Raw genomic sequence first — 25872 nt, forward strand, 5'->3', positions numbered from 1 at the left:
ATTATAGTTATCATCTTTAAACTCTGCAAAAACAATTAAAATATTCAATGTACCAATTGAAGGTAGCTTATAACCTCCTGCTCCGTAGGTATAATCAGTTGATGATGTTGCAATGCAGTTTTCGGTTGAAGAATTTGTATTAGAAAAATTAATTATGTTTCCTAATACAAAAAAAATAAATAATAATTTCTTTAGCATATTATCTCCAATTATTTTAAATAAATCATTTTAATAATTTGCTTTTTATATGGACTTGATAATTGAAAAAAATATACACCACTTGAATATTTATCTAAATCTAAGCTAAACTGATAGTTTCCTGGTTTATAGAACTTTTTATTATTATAAATGATTTGTCCAAGACAGTTATAAACAATTTGATTATATTCCGCGTGCTTATGTATTGTATATTCTATTTTAGTATTAGCATTAAAGGGATTGGGATAATTTTGAAAAAGTTTAAATTCATCAAAAAATCGAATTTCTTTTTTTTCTTCCAAGCCAACAATAGTGCCAATTGTATCACCATCAATAATAGCAGAAATTAAAATATCCGGTTGAATACCATCTTTATCTTCATAAATCAACCCCATACCAGATGCTAAGACTCTATCACTGTCCCAATACTCAACAATTTCACCAAAATTATTATATTCTAGGTACTTACTAATAACTTTGAAAGTAGTATAGCGTCCTAAATAATAACCTTGATAAATTGTATCAATTTCACCAATATCTCCCTCAATAAAATTGCTATCAGAATCAAAGAATTTAACAATCCACCATCTTTCACCAATTTTTGCATCAAGTTTGTAATAAAGTCTATTCCAGTCATTAGGGTCGTAATAAACATTGTAGTTAGTATCTATTCTATAATCTGGCCATTGAGGAGTTCTTTTTTCACTACCATTATAATAGTACAGATGTGAACTATCTGCTAATATTGAATCCCTAGTAATAATTTCATACCATATAAAATCTCCTTGGCTATGATACTGCCAGAAATTACTAACTTTTAATGGGAAAAAACTATAGGGGTCAATTTCAGTTGTGTCATTAACTTTATTCAGTTTAACATTATTAATCTTAAAAAACTCAGCAACTCCTGCATTTTTCTGCGGGTATATTATGGTACAAATCAAGTAAAATTCAAGTAATAATATTTTTTTCATTTTATCTCCATATAAAAAATTGTTTTCAGAATTCCTTTTCTTCATGTAAACCCAACAAAAAAGCAATTTTTTGCATTTTGTAGATTCACGGCAAAACTCTTGTACTTACCTGCCTGCCGCAGGCAAGTATAGAAAAGAAAAATAAAAAGAGCAATTGAAAAAAATAAATTTGAAGAATTTCGGAAAAATTCAGAGAGAGAGAGAGAGAGAGAGAGAGAGAGAGAGAGAGAGAGAGAGAAAAACTATGCCAAAAATATAAATAAACATTATTTTATTTTTTAAGTTTACAATATATAATAAATGTTTCAGCTTAAAACATCAGCATAAATACTTACTTAATATTTTTCCTTATAATTTTTTAATAAATCGATTTTTAATTTATTTATTAGCAAAGAATTAACATTTTATGTAAGTATTAATACTTACATATATAACTTATAATGTTTTCTTTCTGTCATCGACCACTCGATGACAGAATTGTAAAATGTTACTGAATGGTCAGTGACCGCAAAAAAGATGCGATCTTTTCAGAAGATCATATCTTTTATTTCTAAACCTTTATAGAAATTCTTATTGATTTCATTTAATTTTTAATAAATTTTTGTTAAAAAAATAGGAATGTTATGGATTTTAGAATATCAATTAAAACCGGAAGTGTTGATAATGCCGGAACCGATGCGGACGTTACAATTAAAATTTACGGAAGTTTATTTAATACACTAGATTTAACTCTTAATGAACATAAAAATAAAAATGTTTTTGAAAAAGATAATATTGATAGTTTTTTAATTGAAACCGAAGATTTTGGTGAAGTTGAAAAAATAGAAATTTGGCACAACAATAAATGGTTTGGCGCAGATTGGTTTTTAGAAGCGTGCACAATTGAAAATCTCACAAATAAAAAATCACATTTTTTTAATATTAATCAGTGGATAAAAGGAAATAAAAAATATGAGTTTGCGCCAAAGCAATTAATAAATTATCAAATTGAATTAATTATGGGAACACTTCCCGGTTCCGGAAGTAATTCAAATTTATTTATTTCACTTATCGGTTCAAAAAATTCAGCAAATTTCATCAACATAAAACCGTTGATTTCTAACAAAGAATTTATTGCTGGTTACACGGAAATTTTTACTTTGCAAAATGAAGATATCGGAAACATCAATGAAATTAAGCTCAAAACAGATAGCTCCGGTTTTAATTCCAACATTTACATAAACAGAATTAAAATAAAAAAAGAAGCGGAAAATAATTTTTCAACTTTCCCAATATTCACTTGGATAAAAACAGATCAAGAATTTTCATTCAATCCTAATAATGTTGAATACACAATAATAATTACAAACGGAGATGTTTTAGGCGGCGGAACCGATGCAAATGTTTCTATGATTTTATTCGGAACAAAGGGAATTTCCGAAGCAATTAAATTAAATGATTTGATTGCGCGAAATGCTTTTGAAGCCGGAATTGTAGACTTTCTAAAAATTTCCACAAAAGATTTGGGTGAAATAGAAAAAATAAAAATCTGGCATGATGAAAAATGGATTGGCGACGGATGGTTTCTAAATAAAATTACGATAATAAATGAAAGCACAAAAACTAAATCCGTATTCCCATTTTATTCTTGGTTAGATGAAGCGGAAATTCCTCACAATGTTGAAGTTGAACTTACAACGCAAAAACTTCATCAAAGACCATTTTATGCAATTGCGCATATGGTTAATACTCCAGCGTATGTTGAAGAAGCTTTGGATATGGGAAGCAACGCAGTTGAGTTTGATATTACTCCAAAATTTGATTACAAAAATAAAACTTTTTCATTCGATGTTTTTCATGGATTTCGTCCGGATTTTGATCCAGATAAAATAAATTTAATGGAAAGAAGTTTGGCTAAAACTGAATTGAAAATATTTTTAGAGAAATTAAAAGAGTTTGAAGAAAATTTTCCAAAACTTTCTTTGGTAATTTATGATTGCAAACTTGGCGAAGTTCCAAAGAAATTGTTAAATCAATGCGGAATTGAAATGGCAAAAATTATTCAAGATAATTTTTTACATAAAAACATTAATAACAGAATTCATAGTATCATGTCAATCGGTAAAAAAAATTACACTCCATTTTTTGATGGATTTTTTGAAACAATTCCCGCCGAATTTAAAAAATATTTTGGCGCAGATTTAAGTGAAGAAAGTTTTAATACAACTGAAAAAGCCTTTGAACAAAGGCGCGAAGGAAATTTTTGGTGGGGAAGCGGAATTGCTTCTCAAGTTCCAAAACCTTTAAAACATTTTATTCCGCAGTTTTTAATTGCAGCAAAAAAAAGAGCAATTCGCGGAATAGTAAAAAAAATTTATTACTGGACTTTGGACGATCCCGATTCAATGGCAAGAATTTTAGTTACAAAATTGGATGGAATTATTGTTAACGATCCGTTAAAACTATTGCGTGTATTGGAGAAAGAAGAATTTAAGCATACTTATCGCTTAGCAGATAGAAATGATAATCCGTTTAATGTAATTTAATTTATTTTTGAATTTTGTTTGTCTTTTTGCGATTGCTGAGTATTGCCGGTGTTTCTTTAAGTGTTAGTAATTTGTCATACTGGCAATAATTTAAGTAACAATAAAAAAATTAATAAAATATTTTTTACTCAAATTTAATAAATGAAGTTTCCATAACCTTTTCAAGGTTAAAGTACTAATTTCCTTTTATATACTGTTGTTTTGTGTTTGAGAAGTTAAATTTTTGTGATTTTTTAGTGGCATAGTACAAAATAATTTGAAAATAAAATTTAAGACTATATTATACTGTTCATGTGGTCAACATCTTGTTTATAATAGTCCCACTTTATTACTTGTATTTTTCTGTTTGGTTTAAATTCCAAAACGTCTTTTCTGTTATATGTTTGCAGTAGTTTTGCCAATGTTGTTCCCATTCCCTGTGGACTTAGCAAAATTGCATAAATTGGTAATGCAATGCTTGAATATCCAATTAACTGTGATAAGTTGATTAAAGATAGAGTTGTGTTTTTACATTCTACAAAAACTAATTCAACATATTCTTTGTATTCAATAAAACCTGTTATGTCTTGTCGGATTTTATATGTCGTAAATGCAGGAAAGTGTTTTTGATAGTTAAGGTGCATAATGAAATTACTCAAATCACTATCGTGAGTGTCTAAAACTTGAATTTTTGTTGCCTTTTTCCCAAACTTCTGTTGTAAGTCGCTTTTAAGCCACTTAATTATGTCGGGATACATTTCAATTTCTGTTTTATACATCGCTTAATCTTTTTGTAAATAGCAACCCAAACATTTACATATTCCCTTGTAGCTGTTGAAATGTTGCCCGTTTAATTCTGTCGGTAATTTTTCGTGTGTTTCGTGGTTGTGAGTTGTTTTTACTTTTTCTCGACCAACATTTCCTGTGCACAAGGCTTGTCGTCTTGGTTTACTTGTCTTGTTATATTCTGAAAGTTCCGCTAATGCTTCGTTTTTGTGAGAAATATAGAAACCAATATTTTCAAAATCTTCTGCGTAAATTTTGATTTGATGTTCTTTTGCCCAACTTGTACCCGAACCGCCTCTAATGTTTGGGTGTCCGTAACCGATGTACTGAATTGATACGTTTAACGATTGTGTAAGCTGACAAATTTGTGGTGGCAAAAACCAATTCTTGTTTGATATTTCAATGTAAACACGATGTTTGCCTGCTTGGTCAACGTTTGATTTTCTTACAAAACCTGTAACGTCAGCAAGTCCTCGCAAAAATTCTTTTTTGTTAGCTTCTGTTGTTTCAAAAATAGGCTCTGGAATGAGAAAATCGTGAAAACTAAAACGTGTTCCGTTTATTAGAAATTTGATAAACAACCAAGCAATATCTTCTTTAATCCAAGTTAGTACAAGTGAAATTTTATCGCCTGTTACTTTTTGAACGTTGATACCCATTTGTTGCAAACGATATACAACAGGGTCAAGTGAAGTTTGAATGTGTAGACGTTGGTCAAAAACTTTTGCGATAGCTTTTGATTCCAAAGTTTTGTATTCAAAATCAATGATGATTTTCTTTACATCGCTGTTGTATTGAATTTCTCCGTGTCCTGTTATTAACCCCAACAGGTAAGAAATGTCTGCTGTTAAGAAGTTCGATATTTTATTTTTTTCCATTATCTAATTTTCTGAAAATTAAAATGTACTCGTGTACTTTGTTTATGATAAATTTGTGAGGATAGCCTAATGGTCGCATATTGTTGTACTCGGGTTGTCTGTCCCAAATTACAATATCTTCAAAAGAAAATCCCCCTTCTTGTGCAACTTTTGCTGTGTCAATGTGTAATGGAAAAAACTTGTCTTTCTTTCTTAAATCCATAACGTTTAAAATGAAATAGCCTTTTGGTTTCATCACTTTATAAACTTCACTACATACGTCTTTCAAAGAAAAAACAAACTCGTTGTAATCTTCAATGTTTCCCAAGTCATTGTTTTTGTTTGAATAGTTTTTATTTTCCTTGTAGTCGGCTGTACGTTGTCTATTCAAAATGTCCCAATACGGTGGCGAAGTAATACACAAGTCAATAGATTCTTCTTCTATCTTTTTAGATAGTTGACGTGAGTCGCCTACAATGTATTTATCTTCTAATCCATAGAGATTAATGTTGTACGAGTTTGTTGCTCGTTTGACGAAAAGTTTTTTATAATCGGAACTTAAATCAAAACCAATTACTTCTTTGTCTTTTTTCAAACCTGCAATTAAAGTCGTACCCGAACCTGCAAAGCAATCCAAAATTTTACCGCCATTTGGTTTGCAAAAAGTATCAATGACTTTAGAAACTAATTTTACAGTAAAAATTGCAGGATGTTTTAATTTCTTTTCTTCTTCTGTTTTTCCTAAATCACGCCAAATGCTGAACGAATTTTGTAACCATTCTTTGCCTGACAAGTTGTTTGTTTTGTTGACGGTTTTCTTCGGTTGAACTAAAAAAAGATGCTCCAAAGTTAGTTGAGGGTCTTTAACTGTTTGGTTAATGCTTTTGTATCGTTTGTGGTTTTCCGTAAAAGTTTCTACCGTTCCAATTCGTGAAAGCGTTTGTTCAATAGCGGTTTGCGGAATAACGCCCTCGTTGTTGTAACTCAAAATAATGTATTGTGATTTTGTTGAGTTTAAAATCAAATCTTCAAGCGTATTTAACGCTGAATTTTTAAAACAATACTTTGATTTTTGATGGTCATACTTTCTCATTCCAGTTTCACCATAAATTTCTGGTTTTGACTTAAACCACCCTTCTGCAATTAATTCAAGAATAAAGTAATTAGAAGCATATTGTCTACTATTGTATGGTGGGTCAAGATAAAGTATGTCGGGATTTATTTCCTTAATAAGTTCGTTTGCGTCTTTCTTAAAAACTTTGTTTTTGTTCTTGCTCGGGATGATTTCAACTGGTTCAAGAATTAAAGGATTTAACGCTCTTTTGTCCCAAGTTTTTAAATACGCTGCATAAGTTCCCGATACATTACTTGTTAAATTAACTCCACGTAATAAAGATGTGATGAGATAATAATATTCAAGTTCATTGATTATATTTTCTTCTTTCCATTCTTCAAACAAATAACGAAACATGTCAATTTTAAGAGCGTTTTGGTCTGAAAAATATTGTCTGCCACCATTTGGTGAATAATTTTCAAACATAAATCCACCGACTTTCATTGGTTTCATTTTGTTCATATAATCGAACAAAGTTTCGTTACCATTTTTTAGTTTGAGGTGTGATTTTAGTTTCTTGAATTGTGGTTCTTCGTTAAGTTCAATGTACGCCTTTGCAATCGCATATGAAAATTCAAGCGTGTCATTGGCAATAACAGTGTATCCAAGTTTTTTAAAATGTCTACCAACTGCTGATGTGCCTGAAAACAAATCAACGAAATTAGATGTACCATTTACACCTGTTTTCCTTACAACTTGTTCAATAAAAGGGAGAAGTTTTGTCTTTGCTCCGTAATATCTCATTTTTTTTTCATTATTAAAAAGTTGTTTTTCTTATCATTAAATTTGATTCTAATATGTACCTAATTAATTGAATTTTCATTCGTTCTGTAAACTGCTTATAATTCTATATCTTTAAAATTTCTTGATTTGTTTATAAGTAAGTTCTTACTTAACTAAATAATTATATCTGAATGTTCATGCAAAGATATTAACTTTAAATGAATTTGTATAATATTAACTTAGATAAGTGATAATATATAAAATATATGTTTTCACAATGATAAATTTAGTTTGTTAAAAACTTTATGGATTGGTGTAATTATTGTTTTTTCATTTCTTAAAATTTGATTTTAGATTATTAAAAATTTATTGATATTATTAAGAAAATAGATTGAAAAAAAATTTTATTATATCAAGGTTGAAATAAAAATTTATACTGCTAAATTTACCATCCGATTTTTCTAAATGTAGGTTTAATAAATTCAAGGATTTTTAATGAACATTCCACAAAGTATTGCAAAAGTTTTAAATATTAGTAAATCTCAAGTCGAAACTGTTTTAAGTTTATTTGCCGAAGAAGCAACAATTCCATTTATCGCAAGATATCGTAAAGAAAAAACCGGCGGTTTGGATGAAGATCAATTACGCGAAATCGAAAATTTAAATAACTATTTAACTTTACTAGAAGATAGAAAAGCCGCAGTTCTAAAAAGTATTGAAGAACAAGGGAAATTAACTGATGAATTAAAAGAAAAAATTCTTGCCGCCGATAAACTTCAAGATGTTGAAGATTTGTATCTTCCGTACAAACCAAAACGTAAAACCCGCGGAACCGTTGCAAAGGCAAAAGGATTAGAGCCTTTAGCACATTTTATAATTGATAATCCAAATTTCTCCGGCGACTTTAATAAAATTGCAGAACAATATTTAAGCAAAGAAAAAGAAGTTCTCACAATTGAAGATGCAGTAAACGGAGCTAAAGATATAATTGCAGAAATGATTAGCGATAATGCCGAAGTGAGAAAATTAGTAAGAGAAAGTTTATTAAATTCATCAAATGTTTGTTCTACAAAAGTTAGCAAAAAATCAGCTGATGAAAATTCTAAGAAAACAGATGTTTATGAAATTTATCACAATTTTAAAATTGAAATTACAAGAATTAAACCATATCAAGTTTTGGCTTTAAATCGCGGCGAGAATGAAGGATTTTTAAAAATAGCTTTCGAGTTTGATAAAAGTGAAATATTAAAAAATATTTACAAAACTTTTTTCACTTTCAAAAAATCATTCTTTGAATATTTATTAGATGAAACAACTTCCGATTCATTCAACAGATTAATTCAGCCATCAATTGAAAGAGAAATTAGAAATTATTTAACAGAAATTGCCGATGAACACGCTGTAAAAGTTTTTGCATCAAATTTAAAACAGCTTTTGCTTCAGCCGCCAATTATGAATAAAATAATTATGGGAATTGATCCGGGATTTGTTTCGGGATCTAAAGTTGCGGTAATTGATAAAACTGGAAAATATTTGGAAGGTGAAACTATTTATCCTCATCCGCCGCAAAATAAAAAAGATATCTCCATTCAAACAATTTTAAAATTTATCAAAAAATATAATGTTGAATTAATTGCAATCGGTAACGGAACCGCAAGCAGAGAAACTGAATTGTTGGTTTCATCAATTATTAAAGATTATAAATTGAATTGTCATTACTTAATCGTAAATGAAGCCGGAGCTTCTGTATATTCGGCATCGCCAATTGCTAAACAAGAATTTCCGGATTTGGAAGCAAGCCAGCGTGGAAATATTTCAATCGCTCGCAGAGTTTTAGATCCGCTTGCTGAACTTGTAAAAATTGATTCCAAGTCTATCGGCGTTGGACTTTATCAGCATGATGTTGATCAGAAATTACTAAATAAAAATTTAGATGATGTTGTAATCAGCTGCGTGAATTATGTTGGCGTTGACATAAATACAGCTTCATCTTCTCTCTTAACTTACGTTTCCGGATTGAGCAAAAGAATTGCAAATAATATTGTTAAATATCGTGAAGAAAACGGTCGGTTTGAAAACCGTAATCAGCTTAAAGAAGTTAGCGGTGTTGGAGATAAATTATTTGAACAAGCCGCCGGATTTTTAAAAATCAGCGGCGGTGAAAATCCATTGGATTCAACTTTTATTCACCCGGAATCTTATGAAGCGACCGAAAAACTTTTGCAAATGTGCGAAATTTCTTCAACTTCAATTAATGAAAAAGGTTTGCTTGTAAAACAATTTGCTGAGAAAAAAGGAATTGGAAAAATTGCCGATCAATTAAATATTGGAACACCAACACTCGAAGATATAATTCAGAATATTGTAAAACCCGGAAGAGATCCGCGTGAAGATATGCCAAAACCAATTTTGCGCAGCGATGTTCTAAAAATTGAAGATTTGGAAATTGGAATGACTTTAAAAGGAACAGTAAGAAACGTTGTAGATTTCGGCGCTTTTGTGGATATTGGAGTTAAACAAGACGGACTTCTTCACATTTCTGAAATGGCAAATAAATTTGTAAAACACCCGATGGAAATTGTAAGCGTCGGTGATATTATTGATATAAAAATAAAATCCGTTGATGTACAAAAAAATAGAATTGCTTTAAGTATGAAATAATAAAGACATTTTATACAAAGTTTACTATTTTGATTTTAAGATTTTTCCTATTTATTTGATAAAATGAAAATTTATAAGCAAATAGAAAATATAATTGAAACGAAAGGTGCAGCTTATTTTATTCTGATCGATCCGGATAAACTGCCGCTTGAAAAATCTAAATCATTTATTCAGCATTGTGAAAATTCTGGAGTTGATGGGTTTCTTATTGGCGGAAGTTTAATGATTAATGGAAATTTAGATGAATCAATAATTGAAGTAAAAAAATATACAAATCTGCCAATTATAATTTTTCCGGGAAGTGTTAACCAAGTTTCAAAATTTGCAGATGCAATTTTATTTATATCATTAATAAGTGGAAGAAATGCCGATCATCTAATTGGTAAACATGTTCAAGCCGCGCCATTGATAAAAAAATATAATATTGAAGCAATCTCTACCGGATATATTTTAGTTGAATCAGGACAAACTACAACAGCAGAATATATAAGCGGAAGCAAGCCAATCCCAAGAAACAAACCCGAAATTGCCGTTGCAACTGCACTTGCCGGAGAATATTTAGGAATGAAATTAATTTATTTAGAAGGCGGTTCGGGTGCTGAAAAATCAGTGCCAAACGAAATGATTAAATTTGTTTCCTCACAAATTTCTGTTCCGGTTATTGTTGGCGGCGGAATTAGAACTCCGCAAGAAGCAAAAGAAAAAGTTGAAGCCGGTGCAAAAATTATAATCACCGGAAACTATTTTGAAGATGAAGATAATTGGAATTTAATTCTGGAGTTTGCACAAGCCGTTCATAAAACCAAAAAATAAATTTTTAATTTTTCAGAATTTCCCGAAACATTTTTAGTTTTTAATCATCGTATCTATTTTAACTTATAAAGTTTTTTAAATGGAACGACTCAAAAATTTCCCAATCAATTTTTTCTCTATAATTTTAGGCTTAACCGGATTTACTTTAGCACTTCAAAGAAGCGAAACTTTTTTACATAATCCAATTAAAGTAAGCTCAATTATTTTAGCACTTACAATTTTAATATTTCTGGTAATTCTAATAATTTATTTTCTTAAAACTGTAAAGTTTAGATCAGAAGTTTTAAAAGAATTTAATCATCCAATTAAACTAAGTTTTTTTCCAACAATTTCTATAAGCTTCATAATGCTTAGTGTGGCATTGGTTAAAATTGATTTTACAATTTCAAAAATTCTCTGGATTGTTGGAACAATTGGACAGCTATTATTAACACTTAAAATAATTTCAATTTGGATTCAGCACACACATTTTGAAATTTTACATATGAATCCGGCTTGGTTTATACCAGCTGTTGGAAATATTTTAGTTCCTATTTCCGGTGTAGATTTTTTTTCAAGTGAAATTTCTTGGTTCTTCTTTTCAATAGGATTTTTCTTCTGGATAATTTTAATGGTGATATTTTTCAATCGAATAATATTTCATCATCCTTTGCCGGAAAGATTGCTTCCTACATTATTTATTTTAATTGCACCGCCGGCAGTTGGTTTTATCTCATATTTTAAGATAAGCGGAGAAATAAATGATTTCTCAAAAATACTTTATTACTATGCACTTTTCTTAACATTGCTGCTTTTTTTTCAAATAAAAATGTTTGGTAAAATTAAATTTTATTTTTCATGGTGGGCTTATTCATTCCCGTTATCTGCTATAACAATTGCGACAATTTTAATGTTTCACCAAACTCAATTCGATTTTTTTTCATATTTATCAATAGCTTTGTTGATAATTCTAACTTTTGTTATTGGAATAATTTTTTATAAAACAGTTATCGCAATTAAGAATAAAGAAGTTTGTGTGGAAGAATAATTTTCCCATCAAAATACTATGGATGAAATATAATTTTTTGATTATTTGAAAAGTGCTAATATTAATTCTGCAAAATTTTATCGACTTAACTAAAGATTTACACTCAGTTTATTTTATATTCTAAAGAAAAACATTTGGAAATTAGTTAACTTTGGAAAAAATTATAAAATTTGTGAGGAGAATATAAATGACAGCAAACTTTGATATGATTCAAAAAGTTTATAGCAATCTTGAAGCCAAAATAAATGCTGCAAGAAATGTTTTAAACCGACCAATGACTTATACTGAAAAAATATTATATGCTCATTTGTGGGATAATGTTGCAAAAGAATTTACTCGTGGAAAAGATTATGTTGATTTGGCACCCGATAGAGTTGCAATGCAAGATGCAACAGCTCAAATGGCACTTTTGCAATTTATGCATTCCGGAAGAAAAAGTGTTGCCGTTCCTTCAACATCTCATTGCGATCATTTAATACAAGCGCAAGTTGGCGCCGAAGCTGATTTGAACAGAGCAAAAAGTGAAAATGAAGAAGTTTACAATTTTATAGAAAGTATTTCTAAAAGATTTGGCGTTGGATTTTGGAAACCCGGTGCCGGAATTATTCATCAAGTTGTGTTGGAAAATTATGCTTTCCCGGGCGGAATGATGATTGGAACAGATTCACACACTCCAAATGCCGGCGGATTGGGAATGATTGCAATCGGCGTTGGCGGTGCTGATGCTGTTGATGTTATGGCTGGAATGGCTTGGGAATTGAAATGGCCAAAATTAATTGGAATAAAATTAACCGGTAAACTTTCGGGTTGGACTTCACCAAAAGATGTGATTTTAAAAGTTGCCGGAATTTTAACAGTAAAAGGCGGAACCGGTGCAATTGTTGAATATTTTGGTGAAGGTGCAAAATCAATTTCATGTACCGGAAAAGGAACAATCTGCAATATGGGCGCAGAAATTGGAGCAACAACTTCTACATTTGCTTTCGATGAAAAAATGGCAGCATATTTAAAAGCCACTGATCGCGCTGATGTTGCGGAATTAGCAACACAACACGCAAAACTTTTAACTGCTGATGATGGTGTTTATGAAAATCCAGAAAAATATTTTGATCAAATTATAGAAATTAATTTAAACGAACTTGAACCTCATTTGAATGGACCTTACACACCGGATCGTTCAATTCCAATTTCTAAAATGAAAGAAACTGCAAAAGAAAATGATTTTCCGGAAGAATTGAGTGTTGGTTTAATCGGAAGCTGCACAAATTCAAGTTATGAAGATATTGACCGCGCCGCAAATATTGCAAAACAAGCGCTTTCTAAAGGATTAAAAGCAAAAGCACAATTCACAATTACTCCCGGCTCTGAACAAGTTAGAGCAACAATTGAACGCGATGGACAATTAAAAACTCTTACAGATTTTGGCGGAGTTGTTCTTTCAAATGCCTGCGGACCTTGTATTGGAATGTGGCAAAGAATGGATAATCCCGAACAAAAAAGAAATAGTATTGTAACTTCATTCAACAGAAATTTTGCAAAACGACAAGATGGAAATCCAAATACTTTGGCATTTGTGGCTTCTCCGGAAATTACAACAGCTTTAACAATTGCCGGAAAAATTACTTTTAATCCGGAAACAGATGTTTTGGTAAATGATAAAGGCGAAGAAATTAAATTGGATATTCCTTTTGGTGATGAACTTCCGCAAAACGGATTTCAACCAGATTTAGAAGGCTTCATCGCTCCCTCTGAAAAATATTATGGTACAGAAGTTATTATAAATCCGGAAAGCAAAAGATTACAATTTTTGGAAAGATTTTCAGAATGGGACGGAAATGATTTTACAGATTTACCATTATTGTTAAAAGCTAAGGGTAAATGTACAACCGATCATATTTCTATGGCTGGATCTTGGTTAAAATTCCGCGGACATTTAGACAACATTTCCGATAATTTATTTTTGGGTGCAATAAATGCATTTACTGATAAAGCCGGTGAAGTGAAAAATGTTTTCACTCAAGAATATAAAAATGTAAGTAAAGTTGCCCGTGAATATAAAGCAGAAGGTTTAGGTTGGGTTGTTGTTGGCGATGAAAATTACGGCGAAGGTTCATCTCGCGAACATGCGGCAATGGAACCAAGATTCTTAAATGGCAAAGCAATTATTGTAAGAAGTTTTGCAAGAATTCACGAAACTAATTTGAAGAAACAAGGAATGCTTCCGTTAACTTTTGATAATCCCGCAGATTATGATAAAGTAAAAGAAGATGACAAAATTAGTTTGATTGGTTTAAAAGATTTAGCTCCCGGTTCACAAGTAAAGATGATTATGAAACATTCTGATGGAACAACCGATGAAGCAATGTTAAATCATACATTTAATGCAAATCAAATTGAGTGGTTTAAAGCCGGAAGTGCATTAAATTTAATTGCGGCACAAAATAAATAAATTTATAATATTGAAAAATAGAACGCAGATGACACCGAAAAAAAGATTCTCATAGTTTTATCTGTGATTATCAATTTCTTCTGCGTTTTCTGTGTTCTATTTTATTTTTCTAAAATCAAATCTCTATAAGATTTTCTAATCTGATTTTTTTCATCCAATTCTAATAATTTCACAATTTCATCAAACTCTGTTTTTGCTTCAACTTGAGAAATATTTTTAACAACGGTTTCGAGTTCTAAAAATTTTCCTAAATTTTTTACTTCATCCAAATGAATTCTTGTGTTTTTGTATATGTATAATTCGCGAACTTTTTCTACAACTGTTTCAGTTTCAAAAATATCACTAAAATAATTTTCAACATTTTCTCCGGAAATATTTAGAACAAAATAATTACTCCATCTTTCACCGTCTTTTTCATTTCGCTGATATTTAATTAATTCAAAACCTTCATTGTGTTTTCGCAATTTTAAAAGTCCAGCCGGAATTTTATAATAAATATCCTTTTGTAAAATTGTTTTTTCATGCTGAATATTTTTATCATTTTGTATTTTCAAAATATTATCAAAATTTTCTAACTTTACTTTAATTTCCAAATTTGTTGCCATTTTATCCTCAAAAATTTCACTGGATTTTTGAACTTCTGTTGTTTAATTAGTGTATTGATTTTTACAAATATTTATATATTTTAAAAAGTAAGCAATTTTGAGAAAACCATGAAAAAATTTCTTTTATTTTTTTTGATTTTTCCGTTTGTAATAAATTTTTCCCAAAAAATTGGACAGCTTGGCGAAGAAAAACCAAATATAGATTTTCCGGATAATGCAATTGGGTTGGATTTAATGATTGGCGAAGGCGGATTTGGTTTAGGCGGGTTTTATAGACATAATTATTCAAACACATTAACTGTTTTTTCTGATTTTTCTATTTCTGAAACAAAACACGAAAGAGAAATTGAGCGATATGATATTTTCGGTTATCCGCTTCCTATTTACGGAAAAAAAAATAGAATTTATTTATTTCCATTAAATTTTGGATTACAATATAGATTATTTTATCAATCTCTTACCGATAATTTAAGACCATACGTTTCTATTGCAGTTGGTCCAACAATGTTCGTAACATCTCCAGCCGAAAGAGAATTTTTTAATTCATTAGGATATGCTCAAGCAAAATATGGAATTGGCGGTTATATTGGATTTGGTGCAAATTTTGGCACAAACACAAATAATTTGACCGGAATTAATATTCGATATTACCTTCATCAAATGTTTGACAAAGGAATTGAACAATATTATGGTGAATTTAGAAAATCAATTCAGCAAGTTTCTTTAACAATTAATATTGGAATAATGTATTAATTCGTATTTCAATTTTTGTTGCAGTTTTTGAATTTTTCGAAACAAAATCTAATTTGAAACTTGATTTGAATCACAGTTTGAATCTTTTTATTCAATAAATTGGCTGTTAATCTTTAGGAAAAGATATAAAGGAGAGAGAAATGGAAACCAATTTATTTGAAAGAAAAGAATTTTTAAATCAACCTTGGATATCAACAAATTCAATTAATATGTTTACTAAATCAGAAATAAACCAAAAAACAATTGTTCATATAAATCTGTTAAGAGCTACTGCAAATGAAACTGAATCATTTAAAGATTTTTTAAAAGTTTTGTTAGATAATTCTAATAACAATTTAATATTTGATTTAAGCTCTTGTACTTTTATAGATTCTACATTTTTAAGTACAATTATTACGTTTAACAAAAATTATAAATCAAAAGTTGAAATTGTAGTTAAGGATATTAGACAGTTAACTATTTTTAGAATTACAAAACTTGATAAGATTTTTGATATATATTCGAATTTAGATTCTGCAACAGCTGCTTAAATAATACTAACGGAATTTCTGCTGATTAATTCGTCGGCTAATTTTCTATACGCCAATGAGGCTTTTGCTTCTGGGTTATAAACAATTATTGGCAAATTATGAAATGTGGATTCTGAAACTTCTACATTTTTTGGAATTACATATTGAAATAAATAGTTCGGAAATTCTCTTAATAAAACTTTCTTAGTATAAAAACCAGCTTTTGTATTTGCTTCATACATCGTTAGAAGAATTCCTTCTACTTTTAATTTTGAATTAAACTTTGCTTTAACCAAATCAATATGCTTCATAACTCTTACAACTTCATTTAATGAATATCTTGCTGTTCTAACCGGAATAATTACAGAATCTGCAATCATCAAAATGTTTGTTGTTGTTCCAATTAATGAAGGCGGGCAATCAAAAATTATATAATGATATGAATAAATTTCCGAATCTAAAATACTTTTTAGAATTAATTCATCAGATGTAATTTTGGAAAGTTTAACTTCTCCTTCATATTCAAGCTGGCGCATGGGAATAAAATCCAAATTATGTTCAAATGTTTTATGAATTACACTTTTAAAAGCTTTAGTAAAAGTTAGAACATCAAACAAATCGCCGGTTATGTTTGAAGCTTTTAATCCCAATGTCGGCGCACATTGCCCGGAAGGATCTAAATCAATTAGTAAAGTCCTTTTTCCGCTTTGTGCAAGTGCAACAGCTAAATTTACAGCTGTTGTTGTTTTGCCTTCTCCGCCTTTTGGCGTTGTTATTGAAATAATTTTTCCCATGTACCAAATAAATAATTAGCTTCTAATTTATAGAAAAATTCTAATGAATTAAATAAAAATTGTTCAATATATTAATCGTCACTTATTAAAGATTTTTTTATTATTGCAAAATTTGAGGATAAAGCAAATGAAAATATTTATAATTTTAATAATTATTTTAACTTCAATAGATTTTAATATGGCTCAGACTAATTTTTCTCAAACAATTTATGAAAATTATAACAACTATAAATCATCGGAATTTGAAAAGAAAAATTTCACACATTCTAATCTTAAATCGGCAATTGAAAAAATAAAATTGAATAAAAAAATCAAAGTTGAAATTGCCGGAAAATCAGTTGAGGGTAAAGAAATTTATTTACTTTCAATTGGAAAAGGAAAAACAAATGTTCTGCTTTGGTCGCAAATGCACGGCGATGAATCAACTGCAACAATGGCTTTGTTTGATATTTTTAATTTTTTCAGCTCAAATGATGAATTAAAAAATTTCCGCAAAGAAATTTTGGACAGTTTAAAAATTTATTTTATTCCAATGTTAAATCCGGATGGTGCAGAAAAATATCAACGAAGAAATGCTTTGGATATTGACTTAAACAGAGATGCACTTCGTTTGCAATTTCCCGAATCACAAATTTTAAAATCTGTACGCGATAGTTTAAATCCGAAATTTGCATTTAATCTTCATGATCAGAGCACAAGATATACTTCTGGAAAAAGTTATAAATCCGCAACAATTTCTTTTTTAGCGCCGGCTTATAATTATGAAAAAGAAATTAATGAAGTTAGAGCAAATACAATGAAAGTAATTGTAAATATGTTTGATGAGCTAAATAAAATTATTCCTGGACATATTGCAAAATACAGCGATGATTTTGAGCCGCGGGCTTTTGGTGATAATTTTGTAAAATGGGGAACCGGTTCAATTCTTATAGAATCAGGCGGATGGAAAAATGATACCGAAAAACAATTTGTACGAAAATTAAATTTTGCAGCAATTTTAAATGGATTGTATTCAATTGCAAAAAAAACTTACAAGAATGCAGATTTGGAAAAGTATAATTCAATTCCATTTAACGATAAATTACTTTTTGACGTTTTACTAAAAAACCTCACAATTAATAAAAACGGAAAAAATTATTTGGTTGATGTTGGAATTAATAGAGAAGAAATTTTTCCCAAAAATTCCAATTCATATTTCAAAAGTAATGTTGAAGATTGGGGAGATTTATCAATTTTTTACGGATATGAGGAATTTGATCTTTCGGGATGTGAAATTAAGGAATCACAAATTTATACCGAAATTGATTCCGATTTAACAAAACTCAATTTTGATGAACTAGTAAAAAATGGAATTGGTTTTATTAAAATTAAAAATATTGAGGAAAAATTTGATTTCAGTAAAATTCCTTTAAACATTTTAATAAATGAAAATAATATCGATTTAGAACCCGGTTACCAAAAAAGTGCAAATTTTACAATTTGGAAAAACGGGAAATTGATATTTAATGTAATAAATGGATTTATTTATAATTTAGAAAGCGGAATTAAAAATTACGGAAACGGAATTATTTTCGATTAATAATATTTGAAAAAACTAATTTTCTGTTTATTTTACGATTCACATTTTTTATAACTTAAAAAGCAAACCAAAAACGAAGGCAGGTGAATTTACTTGGTTGGAATTAATATTTCAGAAAACGAAAACATCGATAGAGCATTAAAGAGATTTAAGAAAAAATATGAAAGATCCGGTGTTCTAAAAGAATTCAAGAAAAGAACTTTCTTCACAAAGCCTTCAATTGAAAAACGAATGGAAAGAATTAAAGCTAAAAGACGTGCATATAAAGAAAATTTGAAAAATCAGAATTAAGTTAAAATCCAGCAAAAGCTGGATTTTTTATTTATTCAAATAATGTTTTTCAAAATAACTTACAATCTTATTAAATACTTCATCAACAGAATTACAAAAATCGAACAAATTCAAATCACTTTCGTCAATCATTCCGTTTTCAATAAATGCTTGAAAATTTATTATACTTTTCCAGTAATTTTCATCGTACACAATAACTTTCATATCTTTTTTAATTTTTCCGGTTTGAACTAAAGTCAAAATTTCCATAAACTCGTCAACAGTTCCAAATCCGCCAGGAAAAACAATTAATGCTTTTGCTAAATAAGCAAACCAAAATTTCCTCATAAAAAAGTAATGAAATTCAAAAGCCAAATCTTTATTAACATATTTGTTTACAAATTGCTCATACGGAATACTTATATTTAATCCAATTGATTCTCCGCCTGCAAGTTTTGCACCTTTATTTGCGGCTTCCATAATTCCGGGTCCGCCGCCGCTGCAAATTATAAATCTCTTTTTATTCGTAGGAAGACTCATTGACCATTTTGTTAATCTTTCCGATAATTCAACTGCATCTTCATAATATTTAGACATTCGAACTAAGTTTTCTAATTTCTTTAATTTTTTTGAATAGTCTTTACTTTTTTTATTTGAATTTTTAAGAAAATCACGTAAAAGTTTTTTTGAATCTTTTTCCGATTTTAATCGTGCCGAACCAAAAAAAACTATTGTATCAACAATATTTAATTTGTTGAATCTCGATTTTGGTTCTAAAAATTCCGATAATATTCTTATAATTCGTGCATCTTGTGATGTTAAAAAATCAATATTTCTGTAAGCTTTAATTGGCAGATTATCATTTTTCATTGTTTTATTCCAGATTTTCAAATATTGTAAATAAATATAAAAATATATTTTATAATTAAAGAACTTTTTATCGGATTATTATGTAAAACCAAAAATTTTAAAATCAATTTTCACTAATTTTCCGAATACATTTTTGAGCGACATGAAAAAAACATTTTTTTATTTACTTTTTGTTCTTTTAATAAATAGCATTTTAAGCGGACAATCAATAAAGAAAATTCAGCAAATTATTTCCGGAATTCCTTCTTCAACAAAAGTTGCAATTAGTATAATTGATGCAAATTCCGGTGAAATAGTTTTTGAGAAAAACAGCGCAACGCCAATGATCCCGGCTTCAAATACAAAATTGTTTACAACTGCTTCTGCTTTATATTTAATGGGAAATAATCATTTATTTGAAACACAATTTCTTACAGAGGATTTTGATTTTTCAGATTCCAAAATAAATGGAAATCTCTATTTAAAAGGTTTTGGAAATTCTACATTTACAGAAAATGATCTCGATTCTTTAATTACTAAAATTAAAGAAATGGGAATTTCTGAAATTACCGGCAATATTATTGCAGATGATTCATATTTTGATAATTTGTATATAAGAGATGATTGGATTGTGGATGAGAAGGCAAATGTTAAACTTCCGCCGGTTTCTGCTTTGGTGATGAACAGAAATCAAATTGTTGTTTCGTTTTCATCGAATGGAAAAGTTGGTACAAAATTAAAATATTCCATTAAACCCGAGGCTCCGTTTATTGAAGTTGATATGAAAGCTAAAGTAACAAAATTCCGTTCGCATCCTGCAATAAATCTTATTAGCAAAAATGAAAAAATTATTTTAACAATTTCCGGCGGATTAAGAAAGAAAAAATCGCAAAGCAGTTATGTAGTTAATATTGATAATCCTCCTTTATTTCTTGCTTTGCTTCTAAAAGAAAAATTATTGGAAAACGGAATTAAAGTTTTGGGAAATAGTAAATCTGAGAAAACTCCTAATAATCTAAATGAAATTATTTCTGATGAAATTTCAATAAATAAATTGATTTCTTTAATTAATAAAAACAGTAATAATTATTTAGCAGAATGTTTGTTCAAATCAGTTGGAGCATTTTTTAGCGGCGAAGAGGGAAATTCATTTTACGCAACCCAAGCAATTCTTACAACTTTTGAAGAAGATAATGTAATTGATGATCAAACTGCTGTTGTAGATGGTTCCGGAATTTCCAGATTTAACACAGTTACATCGGGATCAATATCCAGACTTTTATATAAAATTTATAAAGATCAAAACTATTTTACTGATTTTTATAACTCGCTTGCAATTTACGGAATTGACGGAACTTTGAGAGATAGAAGTAATTATAGATTATTGACTGATAATTTTAGAGGAAAAACGGGAACTTTAAATGGCGTAACTGCACTTTCCGGATACTTGAAAAAAAACAATGATATAAATTATATTGTAAGTATGATAATGGAGTTCAATCAAAAAGGTTCAAGTTACCACAAAGATATTGAAGACAGAATTTTATTGGAATTATCAAAATAAATGGGGAAAATAAATTTCCCCATTTTAAAGTAGAAATTAATTAGCTGGCTTAGATTCTGTATTTTGATTATTTGTATTAGCCGGAGGCAAAGTTGTTGTTGAAGGAACACTATTTGAACCTGAACTTTGAATAATACTTTCTCTTTCACCGGAAGTTGTTTGACCTGGTAAGAAAAATAAATTTATTACAACTGCCAAAATTAATAACGATCCGCCTAACCACCATGTAGCTTTACTTAAAAAATCAGCAGTTCTTCTTGCACCAAAAACTGTCCCAAAACCACCTGAAGATCCACCAATTGTTCCCGATAAACCATCACCTTTACTTGCTTGTAAAAGAACCACAATAACTAATAAAATAGAAATTATTATTGATAGTGTAATTAATAATGTATACATTTTTTCCTCTATTTAATTGTAGCGAGGGAGGGATTCGAACCCCCGACACGTGGATTATGATTCCACTGCTCTAACCTACTGAGCTACCTCGCCACTTTGTTTTTTACAGAACGTTAAAAATATGGAAATTTACTTCTATTTTCAAGTAAGTTGATTTACAAAATACGCGAACTTCGGCGTAATAAATATATAAAAATTGGTGCTCCAATAATTGAAGTCACTGCTCCAACCGGTAATTCCGATGGAGAAACCGCAATTCTTGCAATTGTATCGGCAATTGTTAAATAAATTGCACCAACAAAAAATGATAATGGAATAATTAATCTATTGTCTACTCCCCAAATTAATCTACATAAATGTGGAATTGTTAATCCCACAAATCCGATAATTCCGCTTACGGAAACTACAGTTCCAATTAAAATGCTTGAGATAAAATATGCAATTGTTTTTTCTCGACTCGAATTTATTCCCAAACTTTTTGCTGTTTCATCTCCCAAAGCTAAAATATTATATTTATTTGAATTTATTGAAAGATAAATTGATGTTATAAAAACAACTGAAATCACTAAAATTAAATTATCAGAATTTGCAAAAGATAAACTTCCAATCATCCAAAAAACGGCAGTTCTTAATGAATCATCCAAAAATATTACCAAAAGCAAAATTGCTGCGGAAAAAAATGCGCCAATCATTACTCCTGAAAGTAAAAGAATATTTCCATTAATTTCGCCGAATTTTTTTCCAAGAAAAAATACAAGAAACATTACGGCTAAAGCACCGATAAAAGCCAAAAACTGAGTTCCAAAAAAAGCTGAACCAATTAAAATTGCTAAAATTGCTCCAAAAGTTCCACCGCTTGAAATTCCTAAAATGTACGGTTCCGCAAGTGGATTCATCAAAATTGCTTGAAAAACTGCGCCGGTTATTGATAATCCGCCGCCGATAAAAATTGCAAAAATAATTCTTGGTAATCTAATTTGAAAAATAATTTGATTTAATTTTTCATCCGCAGAATTTCCCAAAAGTACTTTTATTGTTTCAAGAATAGAAATTTCTACAGTACCAAATGTTAAACTTATTAGTCCTATAAAAATTGTTAGAAATGTAAAAACGGAAAGTTGAATGATTAATGTGGTTTTATTTAGGGGTTTAAATTTGCCCATAATCTATCAATTAATTCTGAGATATTAATTTTTGATGCGGAAGAAAAGAAAATAATTTCTTCATCAAATGTTTTTTGCAATTTCTTTTTTATTTTTTCTACAACTTTTGGCTCAATCAAATCTATTTTGGAAATTCCTATAATTTTCTTTTTGCTAAATAAAACTTTACTGTAATTGTTTAATTCGTTCAATAAAACTTTATAATCCTTTGGAATATTTTCAGATGTTGAATCAATAAGAATTAATAAAATTTCTGTTCGTTCGATGTGTTTTAAAAATTCATGACCTAAACCTTTACCTAAATGTGCGCCTTCAATAATTCCCGGAATATCTGCAACAGTAAAACTTTTAAATTCTCGGTATTGTACAATTCCTAAATTAGGTTTCAAAGTTGTAAAAGGATAATCGGCAATTTTGGGTCGCGCTGAAGAAATAGTTGAAATTAAAGTTGATTTACCGGAATTTGGAAATCCTACTAAACCAACATCTGCGACAAGTTTTAATTCGAGAGCAATATTTAATTCTTCGCCAGGTCTTCCGCTTTCTGCATATCTTGGAGTTTGATTCGTAGCTGTGGCAAAGTTGCTGTTTCCTTTTCCGCCTTTTCCGCCTTTTGCAATAATTATTTCCGAATTATCATCATTTAAATCTGCTAAAATTCTTTCATCGTTTTTATCAATAATTAATGTTCCTTTTGGGACTTTAATTATTAAATCTTCCCCGCCTTTTCCATCTCTTAAAGATTTTTCACCGTTGTTACCGTTTTCTGCAAAATATTTTGGATGATATCTAAAATCAAGTAAAGTATGAAGATTTGTATCAACTTTAATAACAACATTTCCGCCTTTACCGCCGTTTCCGCCGGCTGGTCCGCCTTTGGGAACGTACTTTTCTCTTCTAAAAGATACGGAACCGTTTCCGCCGTTTCCGGCTTTTATAAATATTTCTGCGTAATCTATAAACATGATTTATTGGGTTTGGGAAAAATAATCGGTTATATAAGTTTTAAACTCAATTACATCATCGTGAAAAATATCAATATGATTATTTCTGCAATAATTGTTGGCAATTTCTAATGCTTCTTTTTCATCAAACGCATTTGAAATTTTACGAACAATTCCGTAATAATCTTCCATATCATAATCAAACATAGTTTCTATAATGTTGGTCATTTCTTTAGTGGAAACAAGTTCTTGAAATGATGAATAAATTACTTTTACTCCGGTTTGAGAATCATTAAAATTCTCTTGATAATCTTGCGATTCATTTTCTATTTTATTGCGAGTTTCCGGCTGGTTTTCTTGAATAATTTTTTGTTCTTCAATTTCATCTTTTCCTAAATACGTCATATCAGTAAATACTTCCGTAACTTCATCATCGTTAAGTTTTAATTTTTCATCATCAATTAAATTATTCATTTCTTGAGTTTCATCATTATCTAAATCATCAATATTTGATTTTGAATTATTCTGCAAAAATTCTTTTTCGTACTTTTCATTTTGAACAATATCATCAATTGTGGAATTAAAATCCACATCTTCAGAAATCAAATTCTCGTTTTCTGATTTCATTTTTGTGAAACTATTTGTTTCAATTTCAATATCAATATCAGAATCAAGCATTATTGAATCTAATTCTTCATTTATTTCATTACTGTCTTCAAATGTTTTATCTTCTACAATTCCGATATATTGTTCGTCCGTCGGAACTTCAACAAGTAAATTTTCACTTATGTTTGTAACATCAAATTGAAAATCTGAAGATTGTACTAATTCGGCAAGATTTATATCTTTTAATAAATTTATATTTTCAAAAGCTGTTGGCTGAGGAATTAGCGAATCGTAAATAGAATCAATGTCAATTAAATTTCTAACAATTTTTTTAACATCCGGTTTTCCGTTAAGCAATTCAGTATTGATGTTTAAGCTTTCTTCTGTTTTTATTTCCGATTCTAAATTTCCAGTTTCCGGTTTTGTAATTTTTGTATTATCAACTTCTAAATTTTCAATTTCGGTTTTTTCTTCAACTAAATTATTTGTAACTGAATTATTTTCGATTTCTGTTTCTGGTTCAATTTTAATTTCTTCAGTTTGAATTTTTGATTTTAGATTTTCAACTTCAGTTGTTTCAATTTCTGGTTTTAAAATTTCTATATTTTCTAATTCAGATTTTTCTATTTCAAAAAATTTATTTTCATTTTCAACAGTTTTTGTTTCTTCAATAATAATTTTATTTTCTTCTTCAATTATTTCAGAATTTATATTAACCGGAATTAAAATCTCTTCTTTATTTTCTGCAACATTTGAAAAATTATTTTCAACTAAATCAATATTATTTTCAAGAAGTTCAAAATTATTTTCTGTTGAAATTTCAATTCCGTCAAAATCGGAAACAAATAATTTTTGCACTTCATTTATTTGAAGATTTTTTGGTTTTTCAAATTCGAACTGTAATTGCAATCTTTGTGAAAAATTATCCAATTCTTTTTCTTCAAAAAACATTTGAATTGCTTCATACGGAAATTCATTTTGCTGAGAATTTGCTTGATCAAAAAAGTTAACCATCGAATTCAACGAAGTATTTATAATATTTTGAAGATGATTCTTTTTTGTAATTTGATCAATTTTACTAAGTAAAAAAGCAAATTCTTTGCGAGTTATTGTTTTGTTTTTTTTCTTGCTTAAAAACGATTGTGTAAGTTTGACAATATATTTATAGTAATATGCAAATTTTAATTTGTAAATAATTTCATCGTTTGAAATTTCTCGCTTTTCATCAAAAATAAAATTTATTAAAGTCTGATTTGGCTTTGCTAAAAAGTTTGCGTTAAATTTTACAGCTTCTTTTATTAAATCATTTATAAAAATTGATGAAAATTCTTTTTCTTTTTTAAACTCTTTTGAAATTAGACTAAAAAGTTTTTCGATTTTTTCGCCAGTGTAATCAAACTTTGAATTCTTTTGTATAAACTGTTTTTCAATTTGGAATTGATAATCAACTGCGCTCAAAATATATTTAATAAGTGCCGGATGAATTTTAACATTATGAAGTTCAAAAAGCTGAAATTTTTCACCAAGCTCTTTAATCTTATTTGTGTTTATACTTATTAAATTTTGAATTTCTTTTTCTAACATAACTTCTTTCCAAAGTTAAAATTTTGTGTATAAAAAGTACAAAATTGTAGAATTGAGAGTGCAATATATCATTAATAAGAAAATAGAACAAATGATTTGATGAATAGACGTTTCGGATTTTTAAATATGAATAAAATCGAGGATCGG

21 protein-coding genes and 1 tRNA gene are annotated in these 25872 nt (G+C 29.1%); 10 read left to right on the top strand and 12 right to left on the bottom strand.

Annotated elements, in window-relative coordinates; genetic code table 11:
* Positions 1 to 209: 209 nt before the first annotated feature.
* Positions 210 to 1172, bottom strand: a complete 963-nt coding sequence (locus tag IPH62_04260; GenBank protein ID MBK7104477.1) for a T9SS type A sorting domain-containing protein — start codon at positions 1170 to 1172, stop codon at positions 210 to 212.
* A 623-nt stretch (positions 1173 to 1795) separates the two neighbouring features.
* On the opposite strand from IPH62_04260, the gene IPH62_04265 reads away from it, so the two are divergent.
* Entirely contained in the window at positions 1796 to 3697 is a 1902-nt protein-coding gene (locus IPH62_04265; GenBank protein ID MBK7104478.1) for a hypothetical protein, read from the top strand.
* A 275-nt stretch (positions 3698 to 3972) separates the two neighbouring features.
* On the opposite strand, the gene IPH62_04270 is transcribed toward IPH62_04265, so the two are convergent.
* Genes IPH62_04270 through IPH62_04280 form a run of 3 tightly spaced genes read right to left on the bottom strand, consistent with a single transcriptional unit; the run spans position 3973 to position 7177 of the window.
* On the bottom strand, positions 3973 to 4434 hold the full coding sequence (locus tag IPH62_04270) for a hypothetical protein (protein MBK7104479.1): 462 nt from the start codon (positions 4432 to 4434) through the stop codon (positions 3973 to 3975).
* 24 nt (positions 4435 to 4458) lie between these two features.
* Positions 4459 to 5340, bottom strand: a complete 882-nt coding sequence (locus IPH62_04275; protein ID MBK7104480.1) for a hypothetical protein — start codon at positions 5338 to 5340, stop codon at positions 4459 to 4461.
* The gene (locus IPH62_04280; protein ID MBK7104481.1) at positions 5327 to 7177 is read right to left on the bottom strand and encodes a DNA adenine methylase; all 1851 of its coding nucleotides are present in this window, start codon (positions 7175 to 7177) and stop codon (positions 5327 to 5329) included. Before IPH62_04280 ends, IPH62_04275 begins: the two co-directional genes overlap by 14 nt.
* 474 nt (positions 7178 to 7651) lie before the next feature.
* On the opposite strand from IPH62_04280, the gene IPH62_04285 reads away from it, so the two are divergent.
* The 4 genes from IPH62_04285 to IPH62_04300 all read left to right on the top strand — a co-directional run bounded on the left by IPH62_04285 (position 7652) and on the right by IPH62_04300 (position 14106).
* The gene (locus IPH62_04285; protein MBK7104482.1) at positions 7652 to 9817 is read left to right on the top strand and encodes an RNA-binding transcriptional accessory protein; all 2166 of its coding nucleotides are present in this window, start codon (positions 7652 to 7654) and stop codon (positions 9815 to 9817) included.
* A gap of 63 nt (positions 9818 to 9880) precedes the next feature.
* A complete protein-coding gene (locus IPH62_04290) occupies positions 9881 to 10630 on the top strand; it encodes a geranylgeranylglyceryl/heptaprenylglyceryl phosphate synthase (protein MBK7104483.1) in 750 nt (249 codons plus the stop codon).
* 79 nt (positions 10631 to 10709) lie between these two features.
* Positions 10710 to 11657, top strand: a complete 948-nt coding sequence (locus IPH62_04295) for an SLAC1 anion channel family protein (GenBank protein ID MBK7104484.1) — start codon at positions 10710 to 10712, stop codon at positions 11655 to 11657.
* A gap of 187 nt (positions 11658 to 11844) precedes the next feature.
* Positions 11845 to 14106, top strand: a complete 2262-nt coding sequence (locus IPH62_04300; GenBank protein MBK7104485.1) for an aconitate hydratase — start codon at positions 11845 to 11847, stop codon at positions 14104 to 14106.
* Positions 14107 to 14207: 101 nt separating this feature from the next.
* On the opposite strand, the gene IPH62_04305 is transcribed toward IPH62_04300, so the two are convergent.
* Positions 14208 to 14711, bottom strand: a complete 504-nt coding sequence (locus IPH62_04305; GenBank protein ID MBK7104486.1) for a CYTH domain-containing protein — start codon at positions 14709 to 14711, stop codon at positions 14208 to 14210.
* Positions 14712 to 14819: 108 nt separating this feature from the next.
* Between IPH62_04305 and IPH62_04310 the strand changes: the two genes are divergently transcribed.
* Complete coding sequence (locus tag IPH62_04310) at positions 14820 to 15464, top strand: hypothetical protein (protein ID MBK7104487.1); 645 nt, start codon at positions 14820 to 14822, stop codon at positions 15462 to 15464.
* Positions 15465 to 15604: 140 nt separating this feature from the next.
* A complete protein-coding gene (locus IPH62_04315; protein ID MBK7104488.1) occupies positions 15605 to 15994 on the top strand; it encodes an STAS domain-containing protein in 390 nt (129 codons plus the stop codon).
* Here the strand turns inward: IPH62_04315 and IPH62_04320 are convergent.
* Positions 15991 to 16767, bottom strand: a complete 777-nt coding sequence (locus IPH62_04320; GenBank protein ID MBK7104489.1) for a ParA family protein — start codon at positions 16765 to 16767, stop codon at positions 15991 to 15993. The genes IPH62_04315 and IPH62_04320 overlap by 4 nt on opposite strands.
* A gap of 127 nt (positions 16768 to 16894) precedes the next feature.
* On the opposite strand from IPH62_04320, the gene IPH62_04325 reads away from it, so the two are divergent.
* A complete protein-coding gene (locus IPH62_04325) occupies positions 16895 to 18346 on the top strand; it encodes a peptidase M14 (GenBank protein MBK7104490.1) in 1452 nt (483 codons plus the stop codon).
* A gap of 93 nt (positions 18347 to 18439) precedes the next feature.
* The gene (rpsU, locus tag IPH62_04330) at positions 18440 to 18637 is read left to right on the top strand and encodes a 30S ribosomal protein S21 (protein MBK7104491.1); all 198 of its coding nucleotides are present in this window, start codon (positions 18440 to 18442) and stop codon (positions 18635 to 18637) included.
* A 27-nt stretch (positions 18638 to 18664) separates the two neighbouring features.
* Here rpsU and IPH62_04335 read toward each other — a convergent pair whose 3' ends face one another.
* Positions 18665 to 19486, bottom strand: coding sequence for a TIGR00730 family Rossman fold protein (locus IPH62_04335; GenBank protein MBK7104492.1), 822 nt, complete (start codon positions 19484 to 19486; stop codon positions 18665 to 18667).
* Positions 19487 to 19628: 142 nt separating this feature from the next.
* Here IPH62_04335 and dacB point away from each other — a divergent pair, with 142 nt between their 5' ends.
* A complete protein-coding gene (dacB, locus tag IPH62_04340) occupies positions 19629 to 21029 on the top strand; it encodes a D-alanyl-D-alanine carboxypeptidase/D-alanyl-D-alanine-endopeptidase (protein ID MBK7104493.1) in 1401 nt (466 codons plus the stop codon).
* Between the two features lie 36 nt (positions 21030 to 21065).
* On the opposite strand, the gene secG is transcribed toward dacB, so the two are convergent.
* From secG to IPH62_04365, 5 genes are all read right to left on the bottom strand, one after another.
* Positions 21066 to 21428: a preprotein translocase subunit SecG gene (secG, locus tag IPH62_04345; protein ID MBK7104494.1), complete on the bottom strand. Its 363-nt coding sequence runs from the start codon at positions 21426 to 21428 to the stop codon at positions 21066 to 21068.
* Positions 21429 to 21447: 19 nt separating this feature from the next.
* A tRNA-Met gene (locus tag IPH62_04350) sits at positions 21448 to 21521 on the bottom strand.
* Positions 21522 to 21583: 62 nt separating this feature from the next.
* Complete coding sequence (locus IPH62_04355; GenBank protein ID MBK7104495.1) at positions 21584 to 22591, bottom strand: iron ABC transporter permease; 1008 nt, start codon at positions 22589 to 22591, stop codon at positions 21584 to 21586.
* The gene (obgE, locus tag IPH62_04360) at positions 22570 to 23556 is read right to left on the bottom strand and encodes a GTPase ObgE (GenBank protein MBK7104496.1); all 987 of its coding nucleotides are present in this window, start codon (positions 23554 to 23556) and stop codon (positions 22570 to 22572) included. The genes IPH62_04355 and obgE overlap by 22 nt, the downstream gene beginning before the upstream one ends.
* Positions 23557 to 23559: 3 nt before the next feature.
* A complete protein-coding gene (locus IPH62_04365) occupies positions 23560 to 25725 on the bottom strand; it encodes a hypothetical protein (GenBank protein ID MBK7104497.1) in 2166 nt (721 codons plus the stop codon).
* Positions 25726 to 25872 lie beyond the last annotated feature (147 nt).

It is taken from the genome of Ignavibacteriota bacterium, from assembly GCA_016708125.1.
GTDB lineage: Bacteria > Bacteroidota > Ignavibacteria > Ignavibacteriales > Melioribacteraceae.